Raw genomic sequence first — 15332 nt, forward strand, 5'->3', positions numbered from 1 at the left:
CCTACTTGGAGAAACCTGCGAAGGCGACCCGCACCACACCGTCGGGGAAGGTCTGGACACCCTTGATGGTGCTGGCGATCCCCGTCAAGTTGCTCTGGCGGTACAGGTACACGATGGGTGCATCCGATCTAGTGATCTGGACCACCTGACCATAGAGCGACTTGCGCGTGGACAGGTCGTTCGTTGTCTGCGCCCGGTTAAGCAACGTGTCGACCTTCGGGTTGCTGTACCCGGACACGTTCTGACTACCTTGTGTCCCAACGAAGTTGGTGAGGTTCGCATCCGGATCGACGCGTCCGGACCAGCCGAGCTGCAGGGCCGTGAACTTGCCTTGATCCTCGAGGTTGAGCAGCGTTGTGTACTCGACGGGCTGGATGTTCAAGTCGAAACCACCCGCCTTGACCATCGACTGAAGCGCCTGCACCATCCTGAGGGTGTCGGGAGTGTTCGACACCAGCATGTCGAGGCGGAACGGGGTCTTCACTCCAGCTTGGGCGAGGAGCTTCTTCGATTTCGCCGGGTCGTACGGCGCGCACTGTTGATCCACAGGCTGTGAGAAGGGGCTCTTGGTGGGAATGGGTGAGCATGCGGGCGAGTACAGGTTGTTGAACACCGACTTGATCAAGAGCGGTCGGTTGATGGAGTACTCGAGGGCTTCACGGACAGCAGCCTTGGACGCTGCCGGGGTGGTCAGCGCCTTGGGCGGGTTCCCGACCCCGTTGGCGTTCCCGATGTTGAAAGTCACGCCCTGGTACCCGAGGGACTGAGACCGCAGCACCGTGATCTTCGGGTTCGACTGCAGGCTGACGACGCTGTCCGTGGACAACGTGTCGGCTACCTCTGCGTCACCGGACAGAAGGTTGGCCGACCGGACGTTGGGGTCGGTGATGATCCGATAGACGATCTTGTCGAAGTGCACCTTCGACGAGTCGTAGAAATTCGGGTCTCGCACCAAGGTGATGGAGCTGCCGGGAACGCGCTGCTGCAACTTGAACGGCCCGACGCACGATGGGTGCTGTGCGAAGTTCTTGCCGTACTTCTGGATCGCGGCAGGACTCATGATCATGCCCGCGCGGTCGGCCAGCGCCGCGGTCAGTGGAGCGAACGGCTGCTTCAAATGCACGACTACTGTCGTGGCGTTCGGGGCGTCGACCGACGAGATGGGGCCGAGCTCGGTCTTGCGCGCCGTACCGACAAGATTCAAGTTCCGTTCGATGGTTGCCTTCACCGCCGAAGCGTTGAACGCAGTCCCATCGGAGAACTTCACACCTGACCGGATCGTGATCGTCACTGTCTTGCCGCCGTCGCTGATCTTCGGCATCGCGGTCGCCAGTTGAGGAACGACGTTGGTCTTGGCGTTGACGTCGTACAACTTCTGACACATCGAGTCGAACACGTAGCGCGAGTAAAGACTTCGCGACAGCGTCGGATCGAGCATGTCGAGGTCCGATGACAGCGCGAACGTCAAAGTGCCACCGCTCTTGACCTGGCTGGAAGTCGCGGAGGTTCCGTAGGAATCCGAGGCCGCTCCGCTGGCGCCCCCGGAGCTCGATGACTGTGCTGCTTGAGGTCCCACCGATGAGCATCCCGTGACCGCAGCCAGCAGGCCGACTGCGACAGCGGCTGCTCCCCCTTTACCGGACCGCCGGCTGGGGAACGAAGCGGAAGGGCGTCGCGTCATGGTGTCTCCTAATGAGGTGTGCCGCGAACGTACATTGTATGCAGTACTCAAAAATAGCGATTGTCCACATAGTGAGACTTTTCGAGCGCAGTCGGAGCACCGCGGGATGGGTCAGGAAGACATGGTCGAGGCCATCGACAACCGCATCCATGCGAGAGGTGAGAGTCCGCCGGGCGTTACTGAGAGTTGAGGTCTCGTGTCGGCTCGGTGGCGCATCGTTCGTCCATGACGTCGTCCGTGCGCGTCCGGGTGCGGCCGCCGGAGTCTTGTCCATAGAGTCAGTGAGGCTGCGTCCGCGCGGGTCAGAGGCCTGCGTTCTGGTGGACGTGAAGGGACTCGAACCCCTGACCTCTCGCGTGTGAGGCGAGCGCTCTAACCAGCTGAGCTACACGTCCGCGGCGCCACCAGGCAGGCGTGGCGCGGCGACGGGAAGGATAGCCCGGACGCGTCCTGGACCGCCAATCGGCACGAGCAGGGGAATGCTCGACCACCGAGCGGACTTGCACCGAAGGTCATCGTTCGCCGCACCATCGAGGAGATGTTTCGTGTCCCACCCCCAGGCTTCCCAGTCCGGCACTTTCCAACTCGGCGGCGACCTGCCCGTCGTACGCCTCGGCTACGGGACCATGCAGCTGCCCGGTGAGGGGGTCTGGGGCCCGCCGAAGGACCGCGACGCTGCCATCGCCGTACTGCGTCGGGCCGTCGAGCTCGGCATCACCTTCTTCGACACCGCCGACTCCTACGGTCCGTATGTGGCTGAGGACCTGCTGCGCGAGGCACTGCACCCGTACGCCGACGACATCGTCATCGCGACCAAGGCCGGGCTGACCCGCCAGGGCCCCGGGGTGTGGACCCCGCTGGGGCAGCCGGCCTACCTGCGCCAGCAGGTCGAGATGAGCTTGCGCCGACTGGGTCAGGAGCGGATCGATCTCTTCCAGTTGCACCGCATCGACCCGGATTACCCCGTCGCCGACCAGGTCGGGGAGCTGAAGCAGCTGCAGGACGAGGGCAAGATCCGCCACATCGGGCTCTCCGAGGTCGGGGTCGCCGAGCTCGAGGAGGCTCAGAAGACCGCCACGATCGTGTCGGTGCAGAACCTCTACAACCTCGCCAAGCGCGATGCCGAGGACCTGCTGGATCACTGCACGACAGAGCAGATCGCCTTCATCCCGTGGTTCCCGCTCGCCACTGGTGCCCTGTCCAAGGAGGACGGCCCTCTGGCGGCCGCTGCCAAGGACCACGGTGCGACTCCCTCGCAGCTCGCTCTCGCGTGGCTGCTGAAGCGCTCCCCGGTGATGCTGCCGATTCCGGGGACCTCGAGTGTCGACCACCTCGACGGCAACACCGCGGCAGCGGCCATCGAGCTCACTGACGAGGAGTTCGAGGCGCTCGGCGCAGCCGCCTGAGCCGGTGACCCGGTCCCGCCGCGAGCACCGGGCGGGGCCGGCCGTCACAGGCCGGGCAGTCTCCCCAGCGGAGTCTCGACGAAATCGGGCAGCCACGTCGGCACGCCCTTCCAGAGCAGATAGCCGTAGAGACACGCGGCGACGATCGCCGCGACCCCGAGGCCGGCGAGGCCGCGTACGGCAGGGTTTTGGCGCGCCAGCCAGGTCGTCCATACCCTGACCTGCTGCCTGGTCCAGGCCAATAATCTTGCGGCCCAGACGAATTCGGAGGCCCAGACTCCCAAGCCGACGAAGATGATCACCCACCCGGGGCCGGGGAGCGGCAGGAGCAGGATGCCGACGGCGATGATCGCGAAGCCCAGGATCCCGATGAAGACGCGGTAGATCAGGTGGGTGGTGGGGTTAGCGCGGATTCTGCGTTGCCACTCCCAACGCGCGGGCGCGGCTGCGCGCGCCGGGGACTTCTCGTCGTCCTGGGTCGAGGTGCTCACTGTGCGGTCGCCTCGAACCGGTCGGACTGCCTCACGGTGCAGGGTCGCCGTCCAAGGCAGCGGCGTCGGCGAAGATCTGCGCTGCGCGAGCGGTCATCGGTCCGGGGGCGAGCGACCGGGAGCCCACCGCATGCACGCTTTGCACCTCGCGCAGCGAGGAGGTCAAGAAGATCTCGTCGGCGCGGTCCAGGATGTCCAGCGGTAGCGGGGTCTCCCGGACCGGCAATCCGGCGGCCTCGCACCAGCGCAGCACGAGCGCCCGCGCGATCCCCGCCAGCGGGCCGGCCGACAGCGGCGGCGTCAGGATCTCGCCGTCGACGACGACGAAGATGTTGGAGCCGGTGCCCTCGCACAACTCGTCGCGCGTGTTCGCGAAGATCCCCTCGTCCGCTCCTCGCTCCTTGGCGTAAGCGAGCGCGACGACGTTCTCGGCGTACGAGATGGTCTTCAGTCCCGCGAGCGCGCCGCGCTCGTTGCGCACCCACGGCACGACCACGATCTTCGAGGTGACCGGCGGCGGGTCGGCCGGTCCCGCGGTCACGATGTAGGTCATCGAGGAGTCGAGCCGACCCGAACCGAGCGGCCCCGCTCCCCCGGTGACCATGTAGCGCAACCGTCCGAGCGGCATCGGCTCCCGCAGCACCGCGTCAATGCCCTCGTCGATCCGGTCGCGATCGGCGGTCGGCAACCCCAGGCCGGCGAGGGTCCGGTCGAAGCGCATGTGGTGCATCGCGCGCGCGAACACCTGCCCGTCGACGACCTTGCAGGTCTCGAAGCCGCCGTCGCCGACGGTCACTCCGTGGTCCAATGCGCTCAGGCTGGGTTTATCGTCGACCCGTTCGCCGTCGACCCACACACGGATGCTCATTCCGACCTCGCGATCACCGTTTCCGCGAGCGCCAGGAGGCGCCGCGCCTTGAGAGCAGTTTCCCACCACTCCCCCTCCGGATCCGATCCCCAGGTGATGCCCGCGCCCGTCCCGTACCGCAACCAACGTGTGCCGCCGCGGTCGTGTTCCAGCCAGAAGGTGCGGATTCCGACGGCGAGCGTCGCGGTGCCCGTGTCGTTGTCGACGTAGCCGATCGCGCCGCAGTACGGTCCGCGCTCGACCGGTTCCAGATCGCGAATCGCCCTAAGAGCACTCGACTTCGGGGCGCCGGAGACCGAGCCGGGCGGGAACGTCGCACCGAGGATGTCCGCCCAGCGCACGCCCTCCTGCAGCACCCCCGACACCGTCGACTCCAGGTGCACCAGGCCCGGGTTGTGCTGCGGCGCGAGCAGCGCATCGACGGCCACGGTGCCCGGCCGACATACGGCGGACAGGTCGTTGCGGACCAGGTCGGTGATCATCACGTTCTCGGTGCGGTCCTTGGGCAGCATCTCGTGGACCGTGGGCGCGGTGCCCTTGATCGGCGCGGACCGCACCCGGTCGCCGCTGCGCTGCAGGTAGAGCTCGGGTGACGCGCAGACGACCTCGAGCCGTGCCTCGGGGATGTCGATGTACGCGTGACGCGGTGCCGGATTGCCCTGTCGCACCGGGTGATCCAGCTCGGCCATCGCGAAACCGGCAGGGACCGCCCGACTCAGCACGCGGCAGAGGTTGACCTGGTAGACGTCCCCGGCCGCGACGCGGTCCCGGATCGCCCGCACGCCCCGTTCGTACGCCGACCGGTCCAGCGACGACGACCACGCCGACAGATCGGGGTCGGCCACCAGTGGTGCGACGACACCGGTCACCTCGGCATGCTCCGTGCGTTGGACCGAGCGCATCCGGACCACCGTCAGCTCACCCTCGAAGGTGTCGACGACGACCCAGAAACCCGGCTCGTCGAGCGCGGCGACGTCGTGCCGCACCTCCACCACCCCGGTGGCCGTCACGCCCGCGAACTCGGCCCGCCCGTCGTCGTCACCCATCGCGGCCCCAGTATGCCGACCGACGTGACGTCACCTGCGACGTCGCTGCGCGCTCCATACGGCGCGCCGCGACCCTGAACCCCGGCGGCGGCCACTCCGGCGTACCGTTCGAAGAGCCCCGCAGGCGGTCACCGACCGCCCGCAAGCGCCCTTGTCGGTGCGGAACGAAGCGGCGCGCAGGGTGCACCCCTGCGCGCCGCGCCCTCCCACCAGGTCACACCGTCGGCACGATGTTCTGGTTCAGTCGGAACAGGTTCGTCGAGTCGTACCGGTTCTTCAGATCGACCAGCCTGCGGTAGGTCGCGGGCGGGTAGGACGCCCGGACCAGGGACGGGTCCGCCTCGCCGGTGAAGTTCACGTAGACACCGGCATCCGGTCCCAGTGCGGCAGTCACCCCACAGGCCCAGCCTGATCACGTCAGCCACCCCGGCACACTGGGCGATCACCACCGGACGGCGGTCGTGTGCTCCGTTCCAGACGCTGCGAGCCTGCTCCTAGTCGGCGTCGGCCGCCATCACCGCCGTCCCGCGCAGCCCGGCGGCGAACTCGGCGAGTGTCGCCTCGCCGATGGGCCCGGGTGCGGTCTGCGTCGTACTCATGGTTCCCTCCTCGTTGGGTTTCACTGGAGGAACCAACGCTAGGGACAGCGACTCAACAAGACCTCAACCGGATCTCAATGGGTGCGTACGTCGGCCGTCGTACGACCTCCTCCTCAAGGACGTCGGGCTGCTCCAGGGCGAGATCGGCTCGCTACTGGCCGCCGATCTCGCCACTGCGGAGCAGGACATCCTTCGGGCGCGGGCGTTCTTGAGCGCCTGAGCACGCCGCGTACGCGGGTCGTGCCCGGGCGCCCACGCCGCTGGATTCAGGGCCAGTCAGCGGTGGTGACCTGCGCTCCGGTGATCGTGACGGTCAAGGCGGTCGGCCCGTCGGGCCGGACCCACAGGTCGTAGGTCCCCTGCACCAATCCGGGATAGACCGCGGTGTGCTGTATCCCCGCCGGTGAGGGGCGGGCGATGACGGCGACGTGCGGCCAAGCCCCCTCGTGATGGTGATGGCCGTGACCGGCTGACTCGTCCGGCGACGAGTGGTCGTGCGACCGCCATTCGCCGTCCCACCAGTTCAGGCCTTCGTCGGGCTCGTGGCCGCGAGACCCGCTCGGGCAGATCTCGATCTCCACGCCGACCATCGCGGCCGGCGTGGAGACGACGAGCGCGCCGACGTCACCGCCGATGTCGAGAACCACCATGCCCTGCCCGGCATGGGGGTTCTCGACATGGGTCAACGTGGGCCCCGCTCGAGCGGAGCGGGCCCTATCAATGGACGGCCTGTCCGCCCGGCGTGCCCGGCTTGGAGGTGAAGCCGCTGTTCGGGTTGGACAGGTAGGGGAACGACGACAGGTACTCCACGCCGTACGGCGCGTTGTTGTTGGCCGAGCCTTCGGTCGTCCCGTCGTTGAGCACGGTCGCCGCGTCGTCCGGCTTGTAGCTCTTGTCGACCAGCGGGATGGTGGCGCCCGCCACGGCCCGCAGTTCGATCGCGGTGACATCGTCGATGGGTCGTCGCCCGTTCGGGAAGCCGGCAGCGTCTCCGGCGATCAGGCCGATCTTGTTGACCTTGTTCGCGGGGGTGGGCGGGACCGCCAGGTTGAGCCGCAGCATGTCGGCCTGGGTCGAACCGGTGTAGTTCTGGAACCCGGGGACCACACCCTTCGGGATACCGGTCAGCAGGATCGCCGCCAGGTCCGCACGCGGCTTCTTGGCCTTGACGTATGCCGCGAGGTGAGGGAAGGCCGTCGGGTAGAGGACGTTGGCGATGAGGTTCGCCAACTCGGGCTGCAGCACGTACTTGGCGAACTGCTTGTCGCCAGCGGGCTCCTGGGAGTTCCAACGGTCCTTCGCGCCCATCGGGTTGATGACCTCGTTGACGAGGGGGTTGCCGAGGCGGGAGATCTGGGAGAACGCACCGTAGTTCTTGTACTTGCCGGTGCCCTTCTCCAGCACCCGGCTCGTGGTGCGACTCGCCGTTGCCCACACACCGATCACCGAGTTCGCCGACATCACGTCGGTCGGGACCTTGCCGTCGACGGTGAGGTCCGAGAGCGGCACCTGCAGGGCGATGGTGTGCACGTTGAGGTCCAGCAACCCGTTGACGCCGGGCATGTTGGCCAGGATCGGCGGGATGCCCTTGTTGTACGCGCCCTGGAACGGTCGCAGATCGCCCAGGTCGAAGATGCTGCCCAGGTCGACGTGGAAGCCGTCCGCGCGCTGGCCGGCGAACACCCGTCGGCCGCCGCTGAGGGTGTGGTACGCCTGCGCCGCCAGCGTGGGGTAGTTCGGCGTGCTGCGGATGCCGACGTTGACCGGGGGGCAGGTCAGGTTCCTGCCGAGGACCCCACTCAGGTGACGGGGGAAGTACTTGGGCGGGGGAACCCTGTCCACTCGCGTCACGGTGTAGACCTGCGGGCGGTTCCAGTTGGGGTCGGTCACCGAGGAGATGGGGCCCACGTTGTACAGGAAGGTGTCAGGGTTGCGCACCCTGGTGGTGAACCTGAACTGGTAGGTGATGTCCGCGAGGGCGTGTCCGCCGTTGGACACCTTGATCTCGTACAACACATCGTCGGAGAATTCGTTGAAATTGGGCCCACCGTAAGGCAATTCGAACGGCATGAAGTTGGCGATCAGCGTGACGGTGTCCGGTTTGTCCGGGCTGACGAATGCGTAGACATCCGTATTGTCGGCGGAGGGATCCTTGGAGATTTCGGGCGCTTCGCGATGCGAGGACATGGACAACCTTTCGGGCAGGCAAAGACGAGGTGAACGACGAAGGGATTCCCAATCTGGGAAATCAGTCAGAAATGTCTGGGAAATCAGCGAGAAAGCCCGGTCTCAGACTCGGGCAGCCTGATGGAACGCGTGGGCCAGCCGGGCGGCGAGCTGCTTGTCGGTCACCGTCACCTCATCGCCGTCCACCATCAAGGTCACCTCGCCCCGGTGGACGTCGCTGACGAAGGCGGCCATCGACGACGCGGCGCCGTGCGGCACCTGCACGTGGTCAGACACGTCCCGCGCGGTGGCCGCGTTCGCGGCGGACGGCACGGCCATCGCTGCGAGGCCCGCGGCACTGCCCAGGCCGGCGATGGTGACGAAATTCCGTCGGGTTGACTTGTCCATACGATCTCCGATCGCAGAATTCTCAGTCCTCGCAGGGGGACCTGCACCACGGCACGTAGCGCCCGTTGAATCTAACATCCGAGATTGAGGTTTCCGGGGCAAACCAACAATCTAGTCAGCTCTCTTACTCGACTGGCTCGTGCGAACTATTGACAATATATTTTCGTTGTGTTGCCACGTTCTCAAGGCGTAGATCGCCCCGCCTCTCGTCCCTATTCCGCAGTGAAAATCACCTCTGCGCTCGTATGCTGCCAAAGGTGGGCGGTCGCTCACGCCCTGCTCTCGCAAAGGACGTCAGCATGCTGAAGAAACTCGCCGTCGCGGTAGGTGCCACCGCGCTCGCCGGCACCGGGCTCGCACTCGCGAGCCCGCCGGCTCATGCGGCAGCAGCCCATCCTGCGGGCTCGGTGTACCTGCACGGCACGACCCACCTGGCCCACTTCTGGAGTCGTACCGATTGCGAGGCCCACGCCAAGTACGAGGTCGGGTTGGTCACGAAGGCGTCCGCGACCCAGACGCTGCTGCCCGGGGTGCAGCGCGCCAACGAAGAGGGCCCGGAGTATCGATTCGCCTGCTATCCGGTGCGGGACGGTCAGTGGAGCTACCTCACGGCGTACACATCCAAGACCGGGAAGCCGATCCAGTCCGCGGATCTCTACCTGGACACCACCAACCGGCAGTCGCAGGTCGAGGCGGGCACGAGCATCGACACCCAGGACGTGTGGCCGTTCGCGCACGTGGTCACCCACAACGCGGCGACCACCAAGACGTCGACCTGCAATGCGCAGCGCAACTACATCGTCAACGAGATCAAGAAGAGTCTCAGCCTGCGGCTGATCGGTGCCGACAAGGTGTGCACCGTGGCGAACGGCCAGGTCAGCTACGAAGCCGACTACGCCTCGACGGGGCCGAGCGGGTTGCCATATGACCACGTCTCCACGACTGCCACGCGACTGCAGCCGATCCTGGACGTGCTCGGCTACAAGTACCCCGGCGCGCCGACGTACAACCGGGTGAGCTCCCACCACATGGTCGCCTGGAAGTAGGCGCACCACGGCCATCCGGCCCTGACATGCGAGAGCCCTTGGCCCCGAATCGGCGGCCAGGGGCTCTCGTCGTGTTCGGTGGGCACACCCGCACTCGTGACCGCCGAGAGCACACTGAAGAGATGAGCGCCCGCGACAGGTTCCGCGACCTGCGCGCCGAGGTCATGCGCCGCGAGTGGCACCGCAACAGGTTCGTCGGTCGCACGCTGCGGTGGCTTGGAAAGTACCTCCCGTGACCGTGCAGATCGAGGTCCTCGTCGTGCCTGAGTGCCCGAACGAGATCGCCGCCACCGAGCTGATCCAGATCGCCCTGCGCGACACGGGAGTCTGCGCGAATGTCACGTGCAGCGTGATCGCCACTGAGCAGCACGCACGCGAACGCGGGTTCACCGGTTCGCCCACGATCCTGCTCGACGGGGTCGATCCGTTCGCTACGCCGAGGCAGGCGGTCGGTCTGAGTTGCCGGCTCTACGCCACGCCGGCCGGACTTCGAGGCGTCCCGACCCTCACCGAGCTACGCAGCGCGCTCAGACACGTCGGTACGACCTGAGCCGAATCCCGACGGGACAGGATCGCTCAACCGGTGACGGCAGCGCTCAGAGCGATCACGGATGCCACGTTCAGGTCGGGCGACGTGAAGTATGTCGGGTAGGGCGCGTGATCCCGGTTGATCCACGCCGTACGCATGCCGGCACGCGAAGCGCCGTCGATGTCCCAGGGATGCACCGCGACCAGCATCGCGTCTGCTGCATCCACCGCGCACCGTTGCAGCGCATGGGTGTACGCCGCTGCGGCCGGCTTCCACAACGGCGCGTCCTCCACCGACAGAAGGGCCTCGAAGTGGTCGCGAACACCCGCGCGATCGAGCAGCCCTTCGGCCAGGGACGCCGACCCGTTGCCGAGGGTGACCATCCGCACCCCCGCGTCGGCCAACGTACGGATGCCGTCCGCCACATCCGGGTGTACGGACAACCCGGTGAAGCCCTCCATCACGTGCTGCACGGCGTCCCCGGTGCTTCGGTCCAACGCCTCGCCGTCGAGCAGCACACGGAGCGACTCCTGCGCGATGGTGGCGAATCGTTCGTTGACGCCGATCGAGGTGAGAGCGAACCCGTCCCGCAGCACTCCGGCGAACCACGACCTCGCGAGCGGGGCCGGCGCACCCACCTCCGCGAAGCGGTCGGCCATCGGCGACATGTCCGAGAGCGTCTCGTTGACGTCGAAGACGAGCAGACTCGGGTGGTCGCTCGCGTGATGAGGACGGGCATTGCTCGGCTGGCGATCGGTCACCGCGTCACCGTAACCCGGCTCTCGCACGGACCGCTTCGACGGTGTGATGCTCGGCGACCCTTGACGCGGGGGCACCTTCGAGCCGCCTCCCCCGGAGCGCCCAGGTCGGGTTCGGTCACAGGGTGGGCTGATCGAGGTGCGCGCGGACCGCGCGTAGGAATCGCTCGGGTGCGTTCTCGTGGATCAGATGCCCGACGTCGATGGTGGTGAACGTGCCGGTGGCGACAGCGTCGGCCAACTCACGGACCTGCGCTGGGCGCACGAAGCTGGTCTCCCCGCCACTGATGGCCAAGGTGGGCACGGTGATCGCTCGCAGGATGTTCGGCCAGGAGGCGTCCGGCGCGTCGATCTCAGCGCGGATCTGCTGCACCATCTCCCAGTCGTAGTCGAGTTCCCCAGCGGGTCGGGTCGGCATTGCGGGGCGGCGCGGATGCAGCACCCCGACATCCTCGAGGACCAGCCGCCGTACAGGGGTGCGAGTCGCGCCCGCTGCCTTGCAGGCCACGAGTCCTCCCAGCGAGTGGCCGACCACATCGAGCTCGGACCCCAGCTGCGGAAGAAGCTCGATGACATCGGCAGCCATCACGTCGATGCTGTACCGCTCTGACCAGGTGCTGGCGCCATGACCACGCAGATCGACGGCGTGCACGATCCGGTCGCGGCAGAGCTCCGTGGCGACCGTCTCCCAGTCCCGCGTGGTGCCACCCGTGCCCGCAAGCAGGACTACCGGAACGCGACGGGTGTGTTCGCCCGGCCAGGTGCGGATCGAGAGCGAGATGCCGTTGGCGCCGAGGTCACGTTCGTAGGACACCCCTCATCTTGACTCGCGCCGACCGCGCTCGAGCTCCTGCGCGTTTCCACCCGCCCTACCCGTCTCGATGCTCGACGGCGAACAGAGTGGACCGGGGTCGGCCGCGTACGGCGCGCCTGAGCGTGCCTACGTGTCGGACCCGACGACGCGCTCCTACGATGTGCCCCGCGGACGGTAGGTCAGCCACAGCGCCCCGGTCTCCGTCGGGGTGCAGCCGGCGAGCTCCCAGCGATCGATTCCTTCTGCGCGCCCGAAGAGCCGCCGCCCCTGCGGATCGACCACCGGCGCCACAGCCAGCTGCAGTTCGTCGGCAAGACCTTCCGCGAGCAGCGACTGCACCAGGGTGACGCTGCCGTGCACACCCACATCACCGTCGCCGGGAAGTCGTCTCAACCGATCGACCACATCGACGAGGGCGCCGCTCACACGGTGACAGTCCGGCCAGCCCCGCGAGGTCAGATCCGTCGAACTGAGAACGTATTTCGGCACCGTGTTGATGAAATCCGCGAACGGCTGCTCATCGGAGGTCGGCCAGTAACGGGACCACTCCTCGTACATTCCGCGTCCGAGCAGGACGGCCTTCTGGCTTCCGATGAGACGGTGCTCGAGATGGCACATCACCTCGTCGTACCCAGGTGCCGAGGGGCCGTCGGCATCGGCGTTCGGAAAGTATCGACCTGGGTCATCGACCGCGCCGTCCAGGGTCGACAGGGTGAAGATCACGATTCGCGTCATGTGCTCCGGCGTTCTCCGTAGAAGGGGCTCGACCACGTACATCCGAGGTGACCGGTGGCCACTCGGCACAGCGCGGTGCTCAGTCAGCCCGATGCCTGACGACGACTCGGATCGACACCCCGGGCTTCACACCGTCCGGAGGTTCGAAGGGGCGGGTGCGGTGGGGAGATGGCGGTGCATGAAGTCGCGGATGACCTCTTGGAAGTGCGCGCGCTCCTCGTTCTGCGGCGAGTGACCCGATCGTTCGAAGATGACGAGCTCCGCACGCGGAACCAGGGCGGCGATGGTCTCAGAGGAGCTCACCGGGGTCACCCAGTCGTGCCGACCGACGGCCACGAGCACGGGCACGGGCACCTCGATGGTGCCGAGCCGATCCTTCAGGTCGTAGCTTCCCCAGTTGTGCTGGAAGCACCAGTTGTGGGCTTCGTGCCGGTAGTGACCGTTCTCGACCGCCTCGGCTGATCGGGCCGGGTCGTAGTCGTGGTCGTAGAGCCCGATCATCTCGCTCCAGCACTGCTTGAGGTCCGCGTCGTCCCGGATGCGACCGCTCCAGTACCGGTTGAAGTTGTCCCAATCGATCTCGATGCGGTCCTGGTTGCGGGCGTTCTCGAACGCGAGCCGCAGATTCGATCCGTCCGCAGAGGTGTCGCGCAACATGACGGCCGCGACGTGCTCGGGGTAGGCCAGCGCGTACTCCAGACAGATGAAACCGCCGTACGAACCGCCGGCGACGGCGATCTTCTCGACACCGGCCCACTGACGCAGCCCGTCGACGTCGGCGGCCCACTGCGCGTGAGAGTACGGCGGTACGCCCTCGCTGACGCCGCAGCCGCGTGCGTCGAAGACGATGACACGGTATTCGTCAGCCAGCGGACCGAAGGTGTCCCTTGGTTCGCCGAGGGAGCCGATCCCTCCCCCGCCGTGATGGGCGATGAGGACGGGTGCGTCCCTCGGACCCAGATCCTCGACGTTGAGGCGACACCCGTTGATGAGCAGGTCCATTCGTTCTCCTCGAATCAGGTCGTGATGAGTGGAATCCCGTTCGCTGCGGTCCGGGTCTGACCGACCTCACGACGGGAACGAGGCCGGTCAGAAGAGAGAGTGGCCGCCGTCGATCGACAGGGTCTGTCCGCTGACCCATCCGGCGTCTGGATCGGCGAAGAACAGGACGCCACGGGCGATGTCCTCGGCCCGCCCCGTCCTGCGGGTCGCGATCCTGCCCAGCAGCGCAGCCTGCCCGTCGGATCCATAGCTGTCCCACTGCTTCTGGGTTGTGGGGTTCGACAGCACGAAGCCCGGCGCGATGCAGTTGGCCGTGATGCCGTGGGGGCCCAGTTCCCACGCGAGCTGCCGGGTGAGGCCGATCAGCCCCGCCTTGGCGGAGGTGTAGGCCTGGACCCCCGTCAGGCTCACGCTGCGCCCGGCGCCGGACGAGATCGTGACGATGCGCCCGAAGGACCGCCGTTTCATCCCGGGTGTCAGGGCGCGGACGACGTTGAACGCCGTACGCAGGTTGGCGTCGACGACGGCGTCCCACGCTTCGTCGGTCACCTCCTCGATCGGAGTGTGGGTCTGGCCGCAGACCCCGCCGGCGGAATGCACGACGACGTCGACGTCGCCCAGTCCGCGCAGATATTTAGTCGCGGCGGATGCGTCGGCCAAGTCGACCTGTTCGCGGTCCACCCGGAACACCTGCGCACCGGCCGCGGCCAGAGCGTCGGCGATCGCTCGCCCGATCCCCTGCCCCGTCCCGGTCACCACGGCTGAGCGTGCGACGAACGACCCCACGGGACTCTCCTTCGAAGTGGTTCGAGCAGTTGCGGATTCGGTCCGACGTCTCTAGGCGTAGACCGCGCTGTGGTCGCCGTCCGCGTCCCAGTGACCGGCGAACATCGCGTTGCTGTTGTGGGCGATCAACGCGTCTCCTTGGGGGGTCAGGGCGATGGTGCCGCCCGTCGCGCCGCGGGCCGCTAACTCCTCGTCGTACGTGGCGCGCGTGGACTCCTCCAGGGTCGCCCCTGCGTAGCGGACGCGTGCGGCGATGTCGTGCCCGACGACACCCTGGATGAAGGCCTCCCCCTCACCGGTGCAGGAGATCGCGATCGACTTCGAACTCGCGAAGGAACCCGCACCGATGAGCGCGGTGTCGCCGACACGCCCGATGGCCTGAGCGACCATTCCGCCGGTCGAGGTCGCGCACGCGACGCCCCCCGCAGCGTCGATCGCGACGGCCCCGACGGTGCCGGACCTCGAGGGCGCGATCTCCCGCTGCAGGACTGCTTGCAACTGCTGCTGCCGATGTGCCGTGACGAAGTAGTCCGGCTCCACCGTCGGCAGATCCCATCCGGCGGCGAGCTCCGCCGTAGGACTCACGATGAGCACATGGTCGGTGCGTTCGAGCACCGCGCGGGCGGCCAGCACCGGGTTGCGGACATACCGGCTCACGGCGACGGCTCCGGCGCGCCCTTCCCCGTCCATGACGGCAGCATCCAGTTCCGCCGTTCCCTCCCGGGTCAGCGATGCCCCCCGCCCGGCGTTGAAGAGTGGGTTGTCCTCCAACACCATGACGGCTGCACACACCGCATCCAGGGCGCACCGACCTCCCAGCAGGGCGGAGCGCCCCGCGTCCAGGGCTTCTTGCAGTCCACGTCGATAGTCCTGGGATGCCTCCAGCGCCAGCTCGGTGGTGCGCGGCCCCGCCCCACCGTGGATGAGCAGCACCGGGTGAACTTCGCCGTGTTCCGGAGGCTGACGTGAATAGAGGATGTTCACACCATCCGCCCCT

General features: G+C 67.1%; 17 protein-coding genes and 1 tRNA gene. 3 read left to right on the forward strand and 15 right to left on the reverse strand.

Annotated elements, in window-relative coordinates; all coding sequences use genetic code 11:
- Window position 1 precedes the first annotated feature (1 nt).
- The gene (locus J4030_RS10315; protein WP_243763170.1) at window positions 2-1468 is read right to left on the reverse strand and encodes an ABC transporter substrate-binding protein; all 1467 of its coding nucleotides are present in this window, start codon (window positions 1466-1468) and stop codon (window positions 2-4) included.
- A gap of 531 nt (window positions 1469-1999) precedes the next feature.
- Window positions 2000-2076 (reverse strand) — tRNA-Val (locus J4030_RS10320).
- Window positions 2077-2226: 150 nt separating this feature from the next.
- On the opposite strand from J4030_RS10320, the gene J4030_RS10325 reads away from it, so the two are divergent.
- Window positions 2227-3087, forward strand: coding sequence for an aldo/keto reductase (locus J4030_RS10325; RefSeq protein WP_307864649.1), 861 nt, complete (start codon window positions 2227-2229; stop codon window positions 3085-3087).
- Between the two features lie 44 nt (window positions 3088-3131).
- Here J4030_RS10325 and J4030_RS10330 read toward each other — a convergent pair whose 3' ends face one another.
- From J4030_RS10330 to J4030_RS10360, 7 genes are all read right to left on the reverse strand, one after another.
- A complete protein-coding gene (locus J4030_RS10330) occupies window positions 3132-3578 on the reverse strand; it encodes a TIGR02611 family protein (protein ID WP_208049150.1) in 447 nt (148 codons plus the stop codon).
- Window positions 3579-3609: 31 nt separating this feature from the next.
- Window positions 3610-4446 carry an aminotransferase class IV gene (locus tag J4030_RS10335; RefSeq protein ID WP_208049151.1) on the reverse strand — a complete coding sequence of 279 codons (837 nt, stop codon included), beginning with the start codon at window positions 4444-4446 and terminating at the stop codon, window positions 3610-3612.
- The gene (locus tag J4030_RS10340; protein WP_208049152.1) at window positions 4443-5492 is read right to left on the reverse strand and encodes an anthranilate synthase component I family protein; all 1050 of its coding nucleotides are present in this window, start codon (window positions 5490-5492) and stop codon (window positions 4443-4445) included. Before J4030_RS10340 ends, J4030_RS10335 begins: the two co-directional genes overlap by 4 nt.
- Window positions 5493-5706: 214 nt before the next feature.
- Complete coding sequence (locus tag J4030_RS17960) at window positions 5707-5886, reverse strand: BBE domain-containing protein (RefSeq protein ID WP_208049153.1); 180 nt, start codon at window positions 5884-5886, stop codon at window positions 5707-5709.
- 471 nt (window positions 5887-6357) lie between these two features.
- On the reverse strand, window positions 6358-6777 hold the full coding sequence (locus J4030_RS10350) for a hypothetical protein (RefSeq protein ID WP_208049154.1): 420 nt from the start codon (window positions 6775-6777) through the stop codon (window positions 6358-6360).
- A 31-nt stretch (window positions 6778-6808) separates the two neighbouring features.
- Window positions 6809-8278 (reverse strand): DUF4331 domain-containing protein, encoded by a 1470-nt coding sequence (locus tag J4030_RS10355; protein WP_208049155.1) that lies wholly within the window; start codon window positions 8276-8278, stop codon window positions 6809-6811.
- A gap of 102 nt (window positions 8279-8380) precedes the next feature.
- Entirely contained in the window at window positions 8381-8665 is a 285-nt protein-coding gene (locus J4030_RS10360; RefSeq protein WP_208049156.1) for a hypothetical protein, read from the reverse strand.
- A gap of 299 nt (window positions 8666-8964) precedes the next feature.
- On the opposite strand from J4030_RS10360, the gene J4030_RS10365 reads away from it, so the two are divergent.
- Together J4030_RS10365 and J4030_RS10370 are read left to right on the forward strand one after the other, a co-directional pair.
- Window positions 8965-9711, forward strand: coding sequence for a hypothetical protein (locus tag J4030_RS10365; protein WP_208049157.1), 747 nt, complete (start codon window positions 8965-8967; stop codon window positions 9709-9711).
- A gap of 232 nt (window positions 9712-9943) precedes the next feature.
- The gene (locus tag J4030_RS10370) at window positions 9944-10261 is read left to right on the forward strand and encodes a hypothetical protein (RefSeq protein WP_307864650.1); all 318 of its coding nucleotides are present in this window, start codon (window positions 9944-9946) and stop codon (window positions 10259-10261) included.
- Between the two features lie 26 nt (window positions 10262-10287).
- On the opposite strand, the gene J4030_RS10375 is transcribed toward J4030_RS10370, so the two are convergent.
- The 6 genes from J4030_RS10375 to J4030_RS10400 all read right to left on the reverse strand — a co-directional run bounded on the left by J4030_RS10375 (window position 10288) and on the right by J4030_RS10400 (window position 15268).
- The gene (locus J4030_RS10375; RefSeq protein WP_307864651.1) at window positions 10288-11001 is read right to left on the reverse strand and encodes a haloacid dehalogenase type II; all 714 of its coding nucleotides are present in this window, start codon (window positions 10999-11001) and stop codon (window positions 10288-10290) included.
- A 115-nt stretch (window positions 11002-11116) separates the two neighbouring features.
- Window positions 11117-11812 (reverse strand): alpha/beta hydrolase, encoded by a 696-nt coding sequence (locus tag J4030_RS10380; RefSeq protein ID WP_307864652.1) that lies wholly within the window; start codon window positions 11810-11812, stop codon window positions 11117-11119.
- A 153-nt stretch (window positions 11813-11965) separates the two neighbouring features.
- Window positions 11966-12547 (reverse strand): dihydrofolate reductase family protein, encoded by a 582-nt coding sequence (locus tag J4030_RS10385; RefSeq protein ID WP_208049158.1) that lies wholly within the window; start codon window positions 12545-12547, stop codon window positions 11966-11968.
- Between the two features lie 126 nt (window positions 12548-12673).
- Window positions 12674-13549: an alpha/beta fold hydrolase gene (locus tag J4030_RS10390; protein WP_208049159.1), complete on the reverse strand. Its 876-nt coding sequence runs from the start codon at window positions 13547-13549 to the stop codon at window positions 12674-12676.
- Between the two features lie 87 nt (window positions 13550-13636).
- Window positions 13637-14335: an SDR family NAD(P)-dependent oxidoreductase gene (locus J4030_RS10395; protein ID WP_208049160.1), complete on the reverse strand. Its 699-nt coding sequence runs from the start codon at window positions 14333-14335 to the stop codon at window positions 13637-13639.
- A 51-nt stretch (window positions 14336-14386) separates the two neighbouring features.
- Complete coding sequence (locus J4030_RS10400; RefSeq protein ID WP_208049161.1) at window positions 14387-15268, reverse strand: isoaspartyl peptidase/L-asparaginase family protein; 882 nt, start codon at window positions 15266-15268, stop codon at window positions 14387-14389.
- Window positions 15269-15332: the final 64 nt, after the last annotated feature.

Origin of the sequence: Allobranchiibius sp. CTAmp26 (genome assembly GCF_017565405.1) — a bacterium.
Taxonomy (GTDB): Bacteria; Actinomycetota; Actinomycetes; order Actinomycetales; family Dermatophilaceae; genus Allobranchiibius.

Bases quoted from the DNA above. Each gene is read 5' to 3' on its own strand.
- J4030_RS10390 (WP_208049159.1), bottom strand. From the start codon at position 13,549: ATGGACCTGCTCATCAACGGGTGTCGCCTCAACGTCGAGGATCTGGGT.
- J4030_RS10365 (WP_208049157.1), top strand. From the start codon at position 8,965: ATGCTGAAGAAACTCGCCGTCGCGGTAGGTGCCACCGCGCTCGCCGGC.
- J4030_RS10335 (WP_208049151.1), bottom strand. From the start codon at position 4,446: ATGAGCATCCGTGTGTGGGTCGACGGCGAACGGGTCGACGATAAACCC.
- J4030_RS10360 (WP_208049156.1), bottom strand. From the start codon at position 8,665: ATGGACAAGTCAACCCGACGGAATTTCGTCACCATCGCCGGCCTGGGC.
- J4030_RS10355 (WP_208049155.1), bottom strand. From the start codon at position 8,278: ATGTCCTCGCATCGCGAAGCGCCCGAAATCTCCAAGGATCCCTCCGCC.
- J4030_RS10385 (WP_208049158.1), bottom strand. From the start codon at position 12,547: ATGACGCGAATCGTGATCTTCACCCTGTCGACCCTGGACGGCGCGGTC.
- J4030_RS10340 (WP_208049152.1), bottom strand. From the start codon at position 5,492: ATGGGTGACGACGACGGGCGGGCCGAGTTCGCGGGCGTGACGGCCACC.